Here is a 15,378-nt window from a genome sequence, read left to right on the forward strand (position 1 = left end):
GAACCCCACATGAAGTCCGAATCGACACTGCCCACCATGCTGGCCAATGCCGCGGCGCAAGACCGGTCCGACGATGACGTCAGCCTGTTGATGCTCTGGCAAAACGTGCTCAGCCACCGTCGTTTGTTTTATGGCATTACCGCCGGCATCGTTGCGCTTGCCGTGCTTTATCTGCTCGTGGCCGCGCCCGTCTACAAGGCTGATGCGCTGATTCAGGTCGACGAACAGCAGGGCTCCGCGCTCGGCGCGCTTTCCGATGTGGCCAGCGCGCTGAGCCTGAACAAGCCGATCGACGGCGAGCTGGATATTCTCACGTCGCGCGCCGTGCTGGAGCCGGCGATCGATGCGACGCAGGCGCGGACGCTCGTGAAGGTTGCGAATCGCGTGCCGTTGCTGGGCCGCCTGTATGCCAGTTTCAACACGCCGCCCAATGGGATCGCCGACGCGCCGCTCGGCCTCTCCGGCTTTTCGTGGGGCGGCGAGCGCCTGATCCTCACCGCGTTCGACGTGCCGCGCGTGCTGTACGGCAAGAAGTTTCGTGTGCACGTGCAGGCGGGCGAGCGCTGGACGCTCGAGGATCCCGATGGCAATCAGATCGCGAGCGGTGCGTTGCATCAGCGCGTCGCTTTCGAGGCGCAGACCGACTTCGGCCCGGCGCCCGGGTTCATCGAGATCAGCGAATTGCGTGGGCGGCCCGGCGCGTCGTTCACACTCGTGGAGTCCTCGCTGGAAGACACGATCGAGGCCTTGCGCAAGCACATGACCGTGCAGGAGACGACCAAGGGTTCGTCGATGATCGCGCTGACCGTTAAGAACAACAACGCGCGGATTGCGGCGGCGATCGCCAACGAAGTCGCGCATACCTATGTCGCGCTCAACATCAAGCATCGCGCCGAGCAGTCGCGTTTGAGCCTCGAATTCCTCAACCGCAAGCTGCCCGCGTTTCGCGAGGAGCTTGCGCAATCGGAGGACCGGCTCAACGCGTACCGTATCCGCACGAAGACGATCGATATCGAGGAGCAGACCGAGGCGCTGCTCACGCGCGCGGTGGACCTCACGAAGCAGAAAACGCTGATCGACCTGAATCTGCAGGCTACGCGTGAACAGTTCCGCCCGGGGCATCCGGCCGTGAAGACGCTGGAGGCGCAGGACGCCGTGGTCGATGGCGCGCTGCGCGATGTCGAGAAGCAGGTGCAGGCGTTGCCGTCGACGCAGCAGGATTATCTGCGTCTCGCGCGCGATGTGGCCGTCGATACGCAGCTTTACACCGCACTGGTGGCGAACGCGCAGCAGCTCGAAGTGGCGGAGGCGGGCACGACCGGCAACGTGTCGGTGATCGATTTTGCCGCGCAGCCGGATTCGGCCTCCTGGCCGAAGGTGCCGATCGTGCTCGCGGGCGGTCTGTTTGGCGGCCTGTTCATCGCGTTCGTGGCGATTCAGGCGCTGGCTGCGTTGCGCGACACCTTGCGCGATCCGCTCGATGTCGAGCGCGTGGGCCAGGCGCCGATCTTCGCTGTCGTGCCGGCGAGCCTGACCGAACAGCGCGCGGCAAAAGGCTGGCGTCGTGGCAACAAACGCCTCGCCGGCCAGTCCGGTCAATCCGTCGCACTACTCGCCAGCAGCAGCCCCGGCGACCCCAGCGTCGAGGCATTGCGTTCGCTGCGCACGACACTGCGCTTCTCGCTGCTCGGCAAAGAAGGCGGCTCGATCCTGTTCACTGGACCGACCGAAGGCGTCGGCAAGACCTTCGTGGCGCTCAATTTTGCCTATGTGCTCGCGCTCAAGGGCTTGCGTGTGCTGATCGTTGACGCCGATTTGCGGCGTGCGGGCGCGCGGCGTTACTTCAATGCCGAAGCCTCGTACAAGGGTCTCGCGAACGTGCTCGCCGGTGACGCGCAACTCGAAGACACGCTCGTGAGTACCGGTTTCGACGGCCTCGATCTGCTGCCCGCCGGCAGCGCGTTGCCGCCGAATCCGGGCGAACTGCTCGAACGTCCGGCATTCGCGGCCATGCTCAAGGAAGCGGCCACGCGCTACGACTACGTGATCGTCGACTCGCCGCCGGTGCTGCCGGTCAGCGACGCGGTGACGCTCGCCCAGGTCTGCGACGCGACCTTCGTTGTTTCGCGCGCGGATACAACCAGCCGCCATCAGCTCGCCGAGACCATGAAGCGCCTCAATCAGTCGGGCATCCGCGTGACGGGGCAGGTGTTCAACGGCTTCCGCGCCACGCGCTATGGCTACGGTTACGGCTATCGCTATCAGGCGCAAGGCTGACGCTGCACGCGCCCCACAACGCGCCCAACGCAAGCGCGCATGCGCGAGGACGACACCGTGAAAACCGTCGGCATTGTCTTGTTCGACGGTTTCGCGCTGCCACGCGTCGCGCGCATCGTGGAGGCGCTCCAGCGCGCCAACGATCTCGCCGGTGCGCAAACGTGCGAGCCCGCGCGCTTTAGCGTGGCGCTGCTGTCGACGCTCGGCGGGCGCATCGCGGCGTCGTCCTCGGTGTATGTGTGGACCGAGAGCATACTGACCGCGCGTCCGCAAGGGAGCTTGCACGCGCTGTTCGTGGCCGACGGTCCCGGCGTGGATGACGCCTTGCGCGACGAGACGCTGATCGCCTGGTTGCGCCGGACCTGTGCGCTCGCGGAGCACGTGATTGCGCCCGGCGACGGACAGCGGCTGCTCGATGCGGCCGGTCATCGGCGAGGCACGGCGCACGGTCTGTCCGCGGCCGGGACGTTGCCGCGTTTGCACGACATTGCAGCGCCACTGCCGGACGCCTTGCACGAGATCGTCGAGCAGGCGCTGGGCGCGGAGGTGGCGCATTCGTTCGGCACGCTGGCCGCCGATGCGGCGCGCGGCGCGGTCAACACGTTCTCTACGACCAGCACAATCAGCACAATCAGCGCGATCACCACGAGCGCGAAGATGCGCGCGTCGGCGCGCTGGTTCAAGGAGAACTGCCATCGCCCGGTGAGCATCGACGAGGCCGCGCAATTCGTGACGATGAGCGAGCGTAATTTCCTGCGCCGCTTCAAGGCCGAATTCGGCCTGACACCTTCCGATTATCTGCTCTACGTGCGCCTGCATATGGCGTGCCGATTGCTCGCCGATACCGTGCTGCCGATCGACACGATCGCGCGGCGTTGTGGCGTCGGCAGCGGCGGCGCGCTGGCCAAGCTGTTCCGCAGGCATTTCGGCGAGACGCCGAGCACTTTTCGCACGCTGCACACTCATCATCGACCGGCCGATGCGTCCGAGCGCGGACAGCCGGATTTTTCGGGTACGACATGACTTCCATTTATTCCGGCCGTCGCCTCCTTCTTGCGTCGACGATCGCGATGACGACTGCGATCACGCTGTCCGGTGCATCGAGCGCGCATGCGCAAATGATCGGCGATACCTTTGCTTCGCCGCTCACGAAGTCGCGCCTGCAAACCACCACGCAGCGCGCCCAGCGACGCGCGCATCATTCGAGCGATCCGTATATGGCGATGATCGAGCAGAGTTCGCCGGATAGCTATTTGCGCGACATTGCCGCGAGCCAGGACCCGCTTTCGGTGGCGTCGCAGGCGCGTCTCGCGAGTTCGGTGCGCACGGGTGCGATCGCGGGCGCGTTGGGTGTATCGGGCGTGGCAGGTGCTTCGGCGATGAGCGGATTGCCTGGCGCTTCGGGAATTGGCGCGTCGGCGTTGCCGTCGATGGCGGCTACGTCGCTTTCGGGCGGCGCATTGGCGGGTGGCGCAGGCGTTCCGGGCATGCAGGGTGCGTCGCCAGGCATGGCGCGCGGCGCGGGCGCTTATGGCTGTCTGCCGTCGCTCGCGACCATCGGCACGTCGAGCGGTAGCACTTGCCGCTGAACGCGCTTCAAGCATCCTCACGCAGCAATACAGCGCACAAAAAAAAGAGGCGGAACGACCAGCCGGTCGTCCCGCCTTAAAGCCGCTCGTTCAAGCAGCGGTGCTGGCCGTATCGCGTCCGATCGTGTAGTAGGTCCAGCCGTGCGCGCGCATCACCGTCGGCTCGTAGAGATTGCGGCCGTCGAAGACCACCGGTTGACTGAGCGCCGCGTTCATCTGCTCGAAATCGGGGCTGCGAAACTCCTTCCACTCGGTCAGGATCACGAGCGCTTCGGCGTGTTGAAGCGCGGCGTCGCGCTCGCGGCAGAAGCGCACGTGCTCGAATTCATCGGGCGTGAGATCCTCGGCCAGCGTGCGGCGCGCTTCGTCGAGCGCGACCGGATCGTAGACGTTCACCGAGGCGCCCGCGCGAATCAGATCGGCGATCAGCACGCGGCTCGTCGCGGCGCGCATGTCGTCGGTATTCGGCTTGAAGGCGAGGCCCCAGATGGCGAAACGGCGCTGCGCGAGCTGGCCGTCGAAGTGACGATGAATCTTGTCGAACAGCACGCTTTTCTGGCGCTCGTTTACGCGTTCGACGGCGGCGAGCACATCGAGCTGCATGTCGTATTCGTTGGCGGTGCGCATCAGCGCGTGCACGTCTTTCGGGAAGCACGAGCCGCCGTAGCCGCAACCGGCGTACAAGAAGCTGTAGCCGATGCGCGGGTCCGAGCCGATGCCGCGACGCACCTGTTCGATATCGGCGCCGACGCGATCGGCGAGATTCGCCAGTTCGTTCACGAACGAAATGCGCGTGGCGAGCATGGCGTTGGCGGCGTACTTGGTGAATTCGGCCGAGCGCACGTCCATGTGCAGCGTGCGCTGATGGTTGCGGTTGAAAGGCGCGTAAAGCTGCTCGACGAGACTCTTCGCGCGCAGACCCGCCACGTCGGGCTCATAGCCGATCACGATGCGGTCGGGGCGCATGAAGTCCTCCACGGCCGCGCCTTCCTTGAGGAACTCGGGGTTCGAAATCACCGCGAATTCGCCTTGCGCGCCGCGCAGCGCGAGCTCTTCGGCCACGACCGCGCGCACCTTGTCGGCGGTGCCGACGGGCACGGTCGATTTGTCGATGATGACCTTGAACGCCGTCATATGGCGGCCGATGTTGCGCGCGGCTTCGAGCACGTATTGCAGATCGGCGGAACCGTCTTCGTCCGGCGGCGTGCCCACGGCGATGAACTGGATGTCGCCGTGCGCCACGGAAGCGGCGATATCGGTCGAGAAACGCAGACGTCCCGCCTCGCGATTGCGCGCGATGATCTCCGCTAGACCCGGTTCATAGATGGGAACGGCGCCGCCGTTCAGCAGGTCGATCTTGCCGGCGTCGACGTCGAGGCAGAGCACCTGATTGCCGAGTTCGGCAAGGCAGGCGCCGGTCACGAGCCCGACATACCCGGTTCCAACGATAGTGACTTTCATGGCTCTGGATGAATGATTCAAGCGATGTGGTTCGGGAATCGATGGCGATGTGCTGACGCATTCGCCACGGGCCTGCTGCATCTTTAGCGCGCGAGCGTGTCGCTGGAGCAAGCTGGCGTGATCGGCCAGGATGTTTTCCGTTTTCGACATCGCATAGGGATCACGAATTGAATCGCGAAGAACGTGTTTTGAAGGCGTAAAAAGCGCGGCGTTTGTGGAGTGAGTAGCCAAAACCGGGGCGTTTTCCGCCGCGCGCCGTTGCAGGGAAGTGCGCTCGCCTAGTCTGTTCGCAAAGCCACCAGAAACGCGAGTGACGTGCTCGCGCCGAACCACCTTACGAACGCGAACTTACCCATGCTGAAGGTCACCAAGGCAGTGTTTCCAGTTGCCGGTCTCGGAACCCGCTTTCTTCCCGCGACGAAGGCCAGCCCCAAGGAAATGCTGCCTGTCGTCGACAAGCCGCTGATCCAGTACGCCGTGGAAGAAGCGATGGCCGCGGGCATCACGGAGATGATCTTCGTGACGGGGCGCAGCAAGCGTGCCATCGAAGATCACTTCGACAAGTCGTATGAAGTCGAGGCCGAACTCGAAGCGCGCGGCAAGGCGAAGCTGCTCGAACTCGTTCGCAGCATCAAACCGAGTCATGTGGACTGCTTTTACGTGCGTCAGCCCGAAGCGCTCGGTCTCGGTCACGCGGTGCTATGCGCGGAAAAACTCGTGGGCGACAATCCGTTCGCCGTCATGCTCGCCGACGACCTGCTTTACGGACAGCCGCCCGTGATGCGCCAGATGATCGACGTGTTCGATCACTATCACAGCTCGGTGATCGGCGTGGAGGAGATTCCGCCGCAGGATACGAAGTCGTACGGCATTGTCGATGGCCGCGAGTGGGGCGAGTCGATCATCAAGATTTCGGGCATCGTCGAAAAGCCCGCGCCGGAAGTCGCGCCGACCAATCTCGGCGTGGTGGGCCGCTATGTGCTCAAGCCGCGCGTGTTCGCGCATCTGCGTGCGCTCAAGCCTGGCGCGGGCGGCGAGTTGCAGCTCACCGACGCGATCGAAGCGCTGCTCGCGGATGAACAGGTGCTGGCCTACAAGTATCGCGGCACGCGTTTCGATTGCGGCAGCAAGCTCGGCTATCTGAAGGCGACGGTGGAATTCGCGTTGCGGCATCCGGAAGTGGCGGCCGAATTCGGCGAGTATCTCGCGGCGCTGCCCGGCATCGCGCAGGCGGCCTGAGTTCCCCGCATGGCCGACACCGCGCCTGTCCTTTTCGTCGAACCCGTTGCGCGAGGTTTTCGCCTCAATGTGCTCGCGAGCGCGATTTCCGCGGTGCGCGAGCGATCGCGTCGGCCTGTGTTCATCGTGACGCGCGAGGACTTCGCGTGCAGCGAGCTCGCGCGCCGTATCGCGCCGACGTGGACCGATGTGCGTTTCGTGGCGTCGCGTCTGAATTTCGACGGCGCGAACACCCGCGTGCTCGGCGACGATGCGGCGCAAGCCTTGCTCGACGCCGCCGAAGAGGTTCTACCCGATGCTCGTTCGAACCAGCAGGCCGATCTCGTTCTGCTGGGCGCCGACGATTATCTCGATGCGCTCGCGATTCGCCTCGACGAACGCAGCGAGCGTTTCGCGCGCACGCGTCGCTTCGTGTTTCTCTACAACAGCGACGACTTCGTGGCGGGCGAACTGAATGGCAGCGCGTCGCCGCATCTCGGCCAGAACGCGATCGAGGCGATCGAAGCGATGGACGCGACGCTGCTCTCGTTCAACGAGCGCTTGCGTGGCGCGCGTATCGGCGAGCGCGCGGTGAAAGTGTTGCCCGATCCGTGGCACGGACAGTTCGCGCCGCCGCAGCGCAAGCTCGCGCGCGAGGCGTTCAAGGTGGGCGAAGACGGCTTGCTGGTGACGGCCGATGTCGATCTGCTGCTCGATACGGGCGATCTGTCGTGGACGCCGCTGATTGCGCGGCTGCTCGAATTGCCGGGTGTGCGCTTCGCCTTGCAGGGCAACGTGTGGGCGCTGCGCAATTCGCCGCTGCGTGAATTGATCGCGAGGCTCGGCGAACGGCTCGTCTATGCGGGCATGGTGCGCGACGTGGAGCAGAACAGCAAGCTCATCGCGGCGACGGATCTGCTGCTGAGCCGTCGACCGGAGCCGCACGGCTCGACACGGCCGGCGCGCTCCAGCATCGCGCGGCGCGTGCGTGCCGAGTCGCTCGGCGCCGCGTTCGACCGCGACGTGATGCGCTGGCTGGTCGACAGCGTGGACGATCTGTTGTCGATATCCGGCGTGGGCATGGCGGTCATGCGCAGTGAACTCGACCGCATCGCGCACGAACGGCTGACACGCGCCTTCGGCCTGCAATTGCGTACGGCGCTGCGCCGCGCGCACTGAGGCTGCCCGATGACGCTTGTGACGAGCTTCGTGTTGAGTTTCGTGATGAACGTTTGAGCTGAAGCGTGCGTTCAGCACGATTGGTCCCGGGAAGGTCCCCCGCCTTTCCGCTTTACCCGCCGTTTCCGCAAGGAACCGGCGGGATTTTTTTTGCGCATCGCTTTTTGTGCATTTGCTTGATTGTCGATTGATTCGCCGCTGACTGCGCTATGGCGTCTACAATCCCGTTTCTATTCCATATATGAAACGGACAATCGCGGATGAATCACTATTGCGGTGCATTCGTCTGCGTAGAAAGTCTGGAATCCGCACCACAAAAGGGTTTAAGGGAAAACCTGTAAACCGCCATCCCATTCCATCGCGCTCGATCAAAAGAGACGATCGGCAACTTTTTTGAGCCTTCACGCCATTGCCGGTGATTTTGTCCACCCCAAGAATTTCACACATCGCCGCAGGCTTTTGAAGCGCGATTCAAGTCGGCTTCTGGGGAGGGAATACGTGTACGTGCGGTACGCCGCGCAAGGCGCAACGGATTACGGCACCGGGCAACAACAATAGCAACACAAACTGATTCTCTCGCACGTAGCAAGCCGGGCACGCTCCACGGTCCGGCATTTCCACAATACATAAGTATCACTAATTAAATGGTTCGGAGATCGGCATGAAGAAAATGGTTGCGGCAGCGTGCCTGGCGAGCGCGTCGGCGCTTGCGTGGGGGCAAAGCAGCGTTTCGCTCTACGGTATCGTCGATACGGGCATCGAGTTCTATAACAACGCGGCGAAAGGCGGCTCGTTCGTCGGTATGCCGACGCTCACGGGCGAAGTGCCGTCGCGCTTCGGTCTGCGCGGCCAGGAAGATCTCGGCGGCGGCTACAAGGCGTTCTTCGTGCTCGAAAACGGTTTCGCGGCCAATAGCGGGGCGCTCAATTACGGCGGCCGTCTGTTCGGGCGTCAGGCGAACCTCGGCATCAGCAGCGACTACGGCACGCTCACGCTCGGCCGCCAGATGAACATGTCGATGTACGTGCTGCTCAACGCCGACGTGATCGGCCCGTCGATCCATTCGATGGCGAGTTTCGACAGCTATCTGCCGAACGCGCGCAGCGACAACGCCGTGGGCTATCTCGGCAAATTCCACGGCGTGACGGTCGGCGGCACCTACAGTTTCGGCCGCGACGCGGCGGGCCCGGCCGGTCCCTCGGCGACCAACTGCGGCGGCCAGCTGGCCGGCGACGCCGTCGCCTGCCGCCAGTACACGATGATGCTCGCCTACGACAACGCGTGGGGCGGCGCGGCGGCATCGTACGACGTGATGTACGGCGGCCCCGGCGCGTCCGCGCCCCTCGTGAGCAGCGCGGATACCGACAAGCGCGTGATCGTCGACGGCTATGTAAAATTCGGCTCCGGCAAGATCGGCGGCGGCTGGATCCGGCGCAACACGGCAGCGTCGGAACACGCGCAATCCGACCTCTTTTTTCTGGGCGCAAACTATTACCTGACGCCCACCGTCGCGTTCGACGCCCAGGCGCTGCGTTACATTCTGCGCGAGCATTCGAGTTCGACGCTGCTGGTTGCGCGCGCGAATTATTTCATTTCGAAGCGCACGACGCTTTATGCTTCGCTCGGATACATGCTGAACAGCGCGCTCGCGGCGAATGCGGTGGCCGCCGCCGGCACGGTTACGACCGGCGCGAACCAGTTCGGCGCGATGATGGGCATTCAGCAGCGGTTCTAACGCGGCGCACGGCGATGCGGGTCGATGCAAGCACGCGGCGCGGCGTAATAGCCGCGCCGCGCAATAACAAGTTTTTCGGAGAGACAAAATGGCGACTGACCTGTTGAGCGGCGCGCTGGCGGACCTGCGCGCCGACGCGGTGGTGACCGGCCATTTTTCGCTCACCGCGCCGTGGGCGTTTGACAAACCCGCGGTGGAGGGCGCCGTGTTCCGCACGGGCTTCGGCGAGCCGTACATCATCAGCGTGGAAGGCATGGCGCCGCTGCGCGTGGAGCCGGGTGACTTCGTGCTGCTGCCGCATGGGCACGCACACGTGCTGGCCTCGGCGGCGGGCGTCGCGCCCGAGCGTTTCGACGACCTCGTCGCGCGTGCAGGCATCCGTCCGAGTTTCGACACGCCGTTGCGCCTGAACGCGGGCGGCGGCGGCGCGGTCTGCGATCTCTACACGGGCATCGTGTTCTATCGCGAGGCCGTGCGCAATCCGCTTTTTTCGGTGTTGCCGCCGCTCATTCACGTGCGCAAGCACGACGCGGCGGTCGGCTCCTGGCTCGCCGATACGCTGATGTCGTTCATCCGCGAATCGATGGCTTGCCAGCCTGGCTGGGCGGTCGCGGCCGCGCGTCTCGCGGATGTGCTGCTCGTGCAGTTGTTGCGCGCGCATCTGGCGTCGGCGATCAGCCATACCGGATGGCTGCGCGGTCTGATGGACCCGCAGATCGGCCGCGCGATTGCGCAACTGCATCGGCACCCGGAGCGCGACTGGACCGTCGAATCGCTCGCGGCCACGGCGGGGATGTCGCGATCGCGTTTCAGCGCGCGCTTCGTCGAACTGGTCGAGGAAACGCCCATCGGCCATCTGACCGCGTATCGCATGTACGTGGCGAGCGGCGCGCTGCGCGACTCGCGGCGGAGGCTCATCGAGATCGCGACCAGCGTCGGCTATGCATCGGAGAAGGCCTTTATTCGCGCGTTCCGGCGCTGGTCGGGCATGGCGCCCAAGCAGTACGCGCGCAGCCTGCGCGATGTCACTTACGTGCCGCATCCGGCGGCCGCGTCGCCGCATTGACGAGGTGTTCGATCAAATAGTACGGATGCCGAACTATTCGGCGCTTCCGTGATTGTGTCGAATCACGGCGCGGGCGCCGGCATGAACTTGAACGACGGCGTAGCGACGAATTTGTCGGCGGTCTCGCCCGAGAACATCTGGCCGGAATCGATCGTGAGTTTCAGGACCGGCGCGCCGGGCTTGAGGTCGAGTTTGCGCAGCGAGACCCAGAACGTGTCGGGGCGCGTGGCCGAATCGAAGTAATAGACGAGATCGGTCTGATCGGCCACCGTGCGCCAGATCGTCGAGGAAAGATTGGGCGTTTCGGGCGTGCGGATGCCGAGCGGCACGCTCACAGAACGCATCACGCTCATCACGCTCGCGACCTGCTGATACGCGCCGTTCTGCTGCGGCACGCCCGCCATGTAGTTCGGATCGGGGCTCTTGGGAATCGCGTCGAGCAGGAACGAGGCGCGCACGAAACGGTCGGCGGCGCGGTTCGTGCCGGGCAGGAAGCTCAGGCCGCCGACGCTTTTCCAGTAAGTGTCGAGCGCGAGCTGTTCGCTGTAGATCGGCGAGTTCGTCATGATCTTGTAGGGCTTGCCGTGATGGATCACGAGCTTGCCGTCGAGATATTCGAGGATCGCCGAGTCGCCGCTCGCGTCGGAGAGCGAGAGGTGGATCGAGATCGGTTTGCCGCCGGGCAGCGGCGGCGCGATGATCTGGAACGGCTCCTTGCCGAGCGCGTCGACGGCCTCGCTTACGGTGGCGTAGCGGTCGAGCACGTATTGCGCCCACAGGCTGATCGCCATCGGCGGGCGCCCTGAGTCCGGCTTGCCGTAATCGGTCTCCGCGAGATAGAGCGCGTTGGCCACCAGGCCGCGCTCGTTCATGCCGTCCACGCTGCCGATGTCGTAACCCGAGACGATCACGCTGCCGTATTTCGAGCGCCAGTGCGGCGATTTCGGGCCCGCTTCGCCGGTGCGTTCGATGCCCGCCGGGAACACCCAGAGATTCGAGCGCATGTCTTCGGACCAGTCCATCGTGCGGCCTGTGATAACGAGGCCGCTGTCGCCGACGTAGAGCGCGCGCGTGCAGGCTTCGGCGAGCGGCGAGAGCGCGAAGGCCGTGCAGGCGAGCGTGGCGGCGGCCGCGAGCGCGGCGACGGGGCTCAGGGCGCGGCGTGTGAGGCGGGATCGAACGGAAAGCGACGACGCAGGCGAGGCGGAAGTGCTCGACGTGAAACGGGACATGGTTGCGCGCTCCAGAAGCGTGACGTACCCGGGACGGAAACTGGGAGAACGCCTGGATCATGCCACGGGAATGCGATGCCGCGCGTCGTGCGTGGCCGGATACTTGAGAGCGGGGGGAATGCACAGAAATGCGCAGAAATGCGCGGATAGCGTGTTCGCCGACGAAGCGGGCCGTGCGTCGGCCGCCCGCTTCGCTTTTACTTCGCGCGGCTGCGCGTGGTCTTCTTCGCGGCGCTCGCGCGCGGCGCTTCCTTCGCCACCGGCGCGTGGCCGCCGTTGAGATCCTCGATCCACGACAGCGCGTCGGCATAGGCGAGGAACTGGCGCAGATAGCCGGGCGAAAGCTCGCGCATCAACAGCAGCGCGCGATGCACGAGGCTGCTCGAATTCAGCGGGCCTGCGTTCTTCGGCACCTGATCGAGCGACTGCTGAACCTGCTGGTCGGCGCTGAGTTTCGACCAGACGTCGCGGAAGTAGTCGAGCAGATCGGCGGGCGGTCCGTTGCGGGCGTCGCGCGAGGCGTCCGCCGCGAGCGTCGCGAATGCGCGCTGCGGATCGTCTTTAGCGGACACCTCATCATCGGCGCGGGCGGCATGCGTTGCTGCCGCTTGCTCGATTCTCGCTGCGTAATCGGCGATCAGCGTATCGATGCGCGCGTCGAGCACGAGACGCGCCGCGCCGTCATGCGCGCTCGCGCGTTGCTCCAGCGCGTCGATCAGCGCGTAGCGCACGCTGTCGAGCCGATCCGCGCCTTGCTCGCGCCATGCATCGAGCGTCGCGCGCGCGGACGTCGACGTTGATGCCACGGCGGATGCCGCGATCGGCGTATCGTCACTCATGAGCATGCGCTGCGGGCACAGCCGAGGTCGGACGCGGCACGGCCGCGATTTCCACGCGGCGGTTCTTCGCGCGGCCGCTTTCATCGGCGTTCGAACTGACGGGCTGCTCGGAACCGAACGCCGCCGCGAACACCGAACGCGCGGGCACGCCCGCGTCGATGAACGCGCGCGTCACCGTCAAGGCGCGCTCGGCGGACAGCTCCCAGTTGTCCGCGAAACGGCGATTGCCCGCGTGCACCTGCTGGTCGTCGGCGAAACCGCTGACCATCAGGATCTGGTCGCGGTCGCGCAGATACGCGGCGAGCGGCCCGGCGAGACTCTTGAGCAACTCGCGGCCCTCGGGCTGCAATTGATCGGAGTTCAGCGCGAACAGCACGTTGCCGCTGATGCCGATGCGCCCGTTCACGAGCGTCACGCGTCCGGCCGCGAGCGGTCCGGCGAGCGCCTGTTCAAGCGTCTTGCGGCGCTGCGTTTCGATCTGCCGCTGCTTGACCTCGCTCGCGAGCTTCGACGACGCTTCGAGCTGCATGCCGATCACGCCGACGAGGATCAGCACGAACGCGCCCAGCAGCGCCGCCATCAGGTCGCCGAACGCGGCCCAGACCGGCGCGGTCGGCTCCGCGCCGCCGTCGATCTCGTCGTTCATGCGGCTTCAGCTCCCGCCTGAATGCTCAGGCGTTGCAGGTTCTCGACGATCTGCTTCTGCGACAGCAGGCTCAGATCGATCACTTCCTTCGCCTGCGCGACGTAGTAGGCGAGCTGGTCGTCGCTGCGCGCGAGCGACTTGTCGAGCGCGGTTTCGATGCGCTGCAGTTGCGTCATCAGCTTGTCGTTCGACTCGCCGAAGTGCTGCACGGCCTGACCGAATGCATCGCCGAGGCTCGCCATTTCGACGGCGCTCCCCGTGACCTGGGCGGCCGCGCCTTCGAGCGTCTGCGCGCCGGTTTCGACCTGCTGATCGAAGCGCGCGCCCACGCGTTCCATGAGGCCCGACGAGGTCTGCACGAGCGCGTCGATCGCCGTGCGCTGCTCGGTGCTTGCGTGATTCACGGCGTCGAGCAGCGTGGTGACGGTCGCGAGCAGACGGCCGCGCTCTTCGAGCATCGCGGTGTCCTGAACCATGCTCTCGGAGAGCTTCTGGCGCAGTTCGGCGACGACTTCGGCGGCCACGCGCGGGGCTTCCGAAGCCGCTTCGACGAGGCGCGAGATTTCGGCGATGGTGCCGTTGGCATGCGCTTCGGTTTGCGTGGCGATGTCGGTCGCGGTTTGCGCGAGCGCGTCGCAGATCGCCTGCTGGCGTTCCGTGGCGTGCGTGCTGGCGCGCTCCCAGGCGGCGGCGTTCGCGTCGACGAGGCGTGCGATTTCAGCGAGCGTGCCGTTGGCATGCGATTCGGTTTGCGTGGCGATATCGTTTGCGGTTTTAGCAAGCGCGTCGCAAATGAATTGCTGACGTTCAGCGGCTTGCGTGCTCGCAGCTTGCCATGCGTTTGCGTTCGCTTCGGCAGTGCGTGCGATCTCCGCAATCGTACCGCTTGCGTGCGATTCGGTTTGCGTGGCGATATCGTTTGCAGTTTTCGCAAGCGCATCGCAAATGAATTGCTGACGTTCAGCGGCTTGCGTGCTCGCGGCTTGCCATGCGTTTGCATTCGCTTCGGCAGCGCGTGCGATTTCAGCGATCGTGCCGCTTGCGTGCGATTCGGTTTGCGTGGCGATATCGTTTGCGGTTTTCGCAAGCGCATCGCAAATGAATTGCTGACGTTCAGCGGCTTGCGTGCTCGCGGCTTGCCATGCGTTTGCATTCGCTTCGGCAGCGCGTGCGATTTCAGCAATCGTGCCGCTTGCATGCGATTCCGTTTGCGCAGCGATATCGTTCGCGGTTTTCGCGAGCGCATCGCAAATGAATTGCTGACGCTCAGCCGCTTGCGTACTCGCCGTCTGCCACGCTTGCGACGCGGCCTGCGCCGTGCGCGTGATTTCGGCGATCGTGCTGTTCGTATGCGCTTCGGCGTGCGCGGCGATATCGCCTGCGGTCTTCGCGAGCGCGTCGTATACGGCTTGCTGCTTTTCCGCCGCCTGCGTGCTCGCGGTCTGCCACGCAGCGGAAGCCGACTCGGCCGCGCGCGCGATCTCGGCGATCGCGCCGCTCGCGTGCGTGCCCGTCTGCGCGGCGATCGCGTTCGCGGTCTGTTCGAGCGTCGCGCAGATGGCCTGTTGATGCTGCGTCGCCTGCGCGCTGGCCGTTTGCCATTCGTCGCGCAGCGTTGCGCCCATCGCGCCGAGCGTGTCGGTCCACGCCGCGAGACGCGTTTCGTCGCGCGCGACCAGTTGCGTTTGCAGGTCGGCGTGCGCCTCGTTGACCGCGCGCAGCAGCGCCGACGCGTGCTGCTCGAAAGTCGCCGCCGCCTGCGTGAGCGCCTGCTGGTTGTCGCCCGCGAGCTTTTCGCCCGCGCGCTCCTGACGCGCAAGCGCATCGTGCCAGGCCTGCGAGACTTCGGCGTTCGCGCTGGCGTGGCGCGTCGTCACGTCTTGCAGCAGGCTCGCGGAACGTGCTTCGAAGCTCGCGTTGAAGCGTTCGAGCGCGTCGTGCAGATCGCGCGCGAGCGCTTCGCCCGAGCGGCGTTGTTCGGCGAGCGCGTCGGTCCAGATGCCGGCGACGCGCGCGGTGTTCGCTTCGAAGCCCGCCGTGAGTCCGTCGAGCTGGCGTTCGACCGCCTGCGTGAGCGTGCCGTGCAGGGCGGCGCTTTCGCGCGCGAGGCCGGCCATCGTCGCTTCGACGACCGGC

The 15,378-nt window shown here is 65.3% G+C and carries 12 protein-coding genes; 7 read left to right on the forward strand and 5 right to left on the reverse strand.

Annotated features, from left to right (window positions below; translation table 11 throughout):
- The first annotated feature begins 9 nt into the window (after window positions 1-9).
- Genes G3N97_RS16455 through G3N97_RS16465 form a run of 3 tightly spaced genes read left to right on the forward strand, consistent with a single transcriptional unit; the run spans window position 10 to window position 3,866 of the window.
- Window positions 10-2,277, forward strand: coding sequence for a polysaccharide biosynthesis tyrosine autokinase (locus G3N97_RS16455; protein ID WP_205994190.1), 2,268 nt, complete (start codon window positions 10-12; stop codon window positions 2,275-2,277).
- A 39-nt stretch (window positions 2,278-2,316) separates the two neighbouring features.
- Complete coding sequence (locus tag G3N97_RS16460) at window positions 2,317-3,300, forward strand: helix-turn-helix domain-containing protein (protein WP_205994191.1); 984 nt, start codon at window positions 2,317-2,319, stop codon at window positions 3,298-3,300.
- A gap of 47 nt (window positions 3,301-3,347) precedes the next feature.
- The gene (locus G3N97_RS16465) at window positions 3,348-3,866 is read left to right on the forward strand and encodes a hypothetical protein (RefSeq protein ID WP_205994192.1); all 519 of its coding nucleotides are present in this window, start codon (window positions 3,348-3,350) and stop codon (window positions 3,864-3,866) included.
- Between the two features lie 90 nt (window positions 3,867-3,956).
- On the opposite strand, the gene G3N97_RS16470 is transcribed toward G3N97_RS16465, so the two are convergent.
- Window positions 3,957-5,327 carry a UDP-glucose/GDP-mannose dehydrogenase family protein gene (locus tag G3N97_RS16470; protein WP_205994193.1) on the reverse strand — a complete coding sequence of 457 codons (1,371 nt, stop codon included), beginning with the start codon at window positions 5,325-5,327 and terminating at the stop codon, window positions 3,957-3,959.
- 354 nt (window positions 5,328-5,681) lie between these two features.
- Between G3N97_RS16470 and galU the strand changes: the two genes are divergently transcribed.
- From galU to G3N97_RS16490, 4 genes are all read left to right on the forward strand, one after another.
- Window positions 5,682-6,566 carry a UTP--glucose-1-phosphate uridylyltransferase GalU gene (gene galU / locus G3N97_RS16475; protein ID WP_205994194.1) on the forward strand — a complete coding sequence of 295 codons (885 nt, stop codon included), beginning with the start codon at window positions 5,682-5,684 and terminating at the stop codon, window positions 6,564-6,566.
- A 9-nt stretch (window positions 6,567-6,575) separates the two neighbouring features.
- Window positions 6,576-7,724 carry a hypothetical protein gene (locus G3N97_RS16480; protein ID WP_205994195.1) on the forward strand — a complete coding sequence of 383 codons (1,149 nt, stop codon included), beginning with the start codon at window positions 6,576-6,578 and terminating at the stop codon, window positions 7,722-7,724.
- 661 nt (window positions 7,725-8,385) lie between these two features.
- Window positions 8,386-9,459 carry a porin gene (locus G3N97_RS16485; protein WP_205994196.1) on the forward strand — a complete coding sequence of 358 codons (1,074 nt, stop codon included), beginning with the start codon at window positions 8,386-8,388 and terminating at the stop codon, window positions 9,457-9,459.
- Window positions 9,460-9,547: 88 nt separating this feature from the next.
- Window positions 9,548-10,525 (forward strand): AraC family transcriptional regulator, encoded by a 978-nt coding sequence (locus G3N97_RS16490; RefSeq protein ID WP_065057889.1) that lies wholly within the window; start codon window positions 9,548-9,550, stop codon window positions 10,523-10,525.
- A gap of 62 nt (window positions 10,526-10,587) precedes the next feature.
- Here G3N97_RS16490 and G3N97_RS16495 read toward each other — a convergent pair whose 3' ends face one another.
- From G3N97_RS16495 to G3N97_RS16510, 4 genes are all read right to left on the reverse strand, one after another.
- Entirely contained in the window at window positions 10,588-11,757 is a 1,170-nt protein-coding gene (locus G3N97_RS16495; RefSeq protein ID WP_205994197.1) for a linear amide C-N hydrolase, read from the reverse strand.
- Between the two features lie 197 nt (window positions 11,758-11,954).
- The gene (locus tag G3N97_RS16500) at window positions 11,955-12,563 is read right to left on the reverse strand and encodes a DUF2894 domain-containing protein (RefSeq protein ID WP_205994201.1); all 609 of its coding nucleotides are present in this window, start codon (window positions 12,561-12,563) and stop codon (window positions 11,955-11,957) included.
- 25 nt (window positions 12,564-12,588) lie between these two features.
- Window positions 12,589-13,242 (reverse strand): OmpA family protein, encoded by a 654-nt coding sequence (locus G3N97_RS16505; RefSeq protein WP_205994198.1) that lies wholly within the window; start codon window positions 13,240-13,242, stop codon window positions 12,589-12,591.
- Window positions 13,239-15,378: DUF802 domain-containing protein (locus G3N97_RS16510; RefSeq protein ID WP_205994199.1), on the reverse strand; the 2,140-nt coding region annotated here is incomplete at its 5' end. The genes G3N97_RS16505 and G3N97_RS16510, both read right to left, overlap by 4 nt.

The sequence above is a fragment of the Paraburkholderia sp. Ac-20347 genome (assembly GCF_017104805.1).
Classification (GTDB): Bacteria; Pseudomonadota; Gammaproteobacteria; order Burkholderiales; family Burkholderiaceae; genus Paraburkholderia; species Paraburkholderia tropica.

Bases quoted from the DNA above. Each gene is read 5' to 3' on its own strand.
- G3N97_RS16495 (WP_205994197.1), bottom strand. From the start codon at position 11,757: ATGTCCCGTTTCACGTCGAGCACTTCCGCCTCGCCTGCGTCGTCGCTT.
- G3N97_RS16485 (WP_205994196.1), top strand. From the start codon at position 8,386: ATGAAGAAAATGGTTGCGGCAGCGTGCCTGGCGAGCGCGTCGGCGCTT.
- G3N97_RS16505 (WP_205994198.1), bottom strand. From the start codon at position 13,242: ATGAACGACGAGATCGACGGCGGCGCGGAGCCGACCGCGCCGGTCTGG.
- G3N97_RS16460 (WP_205994191.1), top strand. From the start codon at position 2,317: ATGCGCGAGGACGACACCGTGAAAACCGTCGGCATTGTCTTGTTCGAC.
- G3N97_RS16465 (WP_205994192.1), top strand. From the start codon at position 3,348: ATGACGACTGCGATCACGCTGTCCGGTGCATCGAGCGCGCATGCGCAA.
- G3N97_RS16470 (WP_205994193.1), bottom strand. From the start codon at position 5,327: ATGAAAGTCACTATCGTTGGAACCGGGTATGTCGGGCTCGTGACCGGC.
- galU (WP_205994194.1), top strand. From the start codon at position 5,682: ATGCTGAAGGTCACCAAGGCAGTGTTTCCAGTTGCCGGTCTCGGAACC.
- G3N97_RS16490 (WP_065057889.1), top strand. From the start codon at position 9,548: ATGGCGACTGACCTGTTGAGCGGCGCGCTGGCGGACCTGCGCGCCGAC.
- G3N97_RS16455 (WP_205994190.1), top strand. From the start codon at position 10: ATGAAGTCCGAATCGACACTGCCCACCATGCTGGCCAATGCCGCGGCG.
- G3N97_RS16480 (WP_205994195.1), top strand. From the start codon at position 6,576: ATGGCCGACACCGCGCCTGTCCTTTTCGTCGAACCCGTTGCGCGAGGT.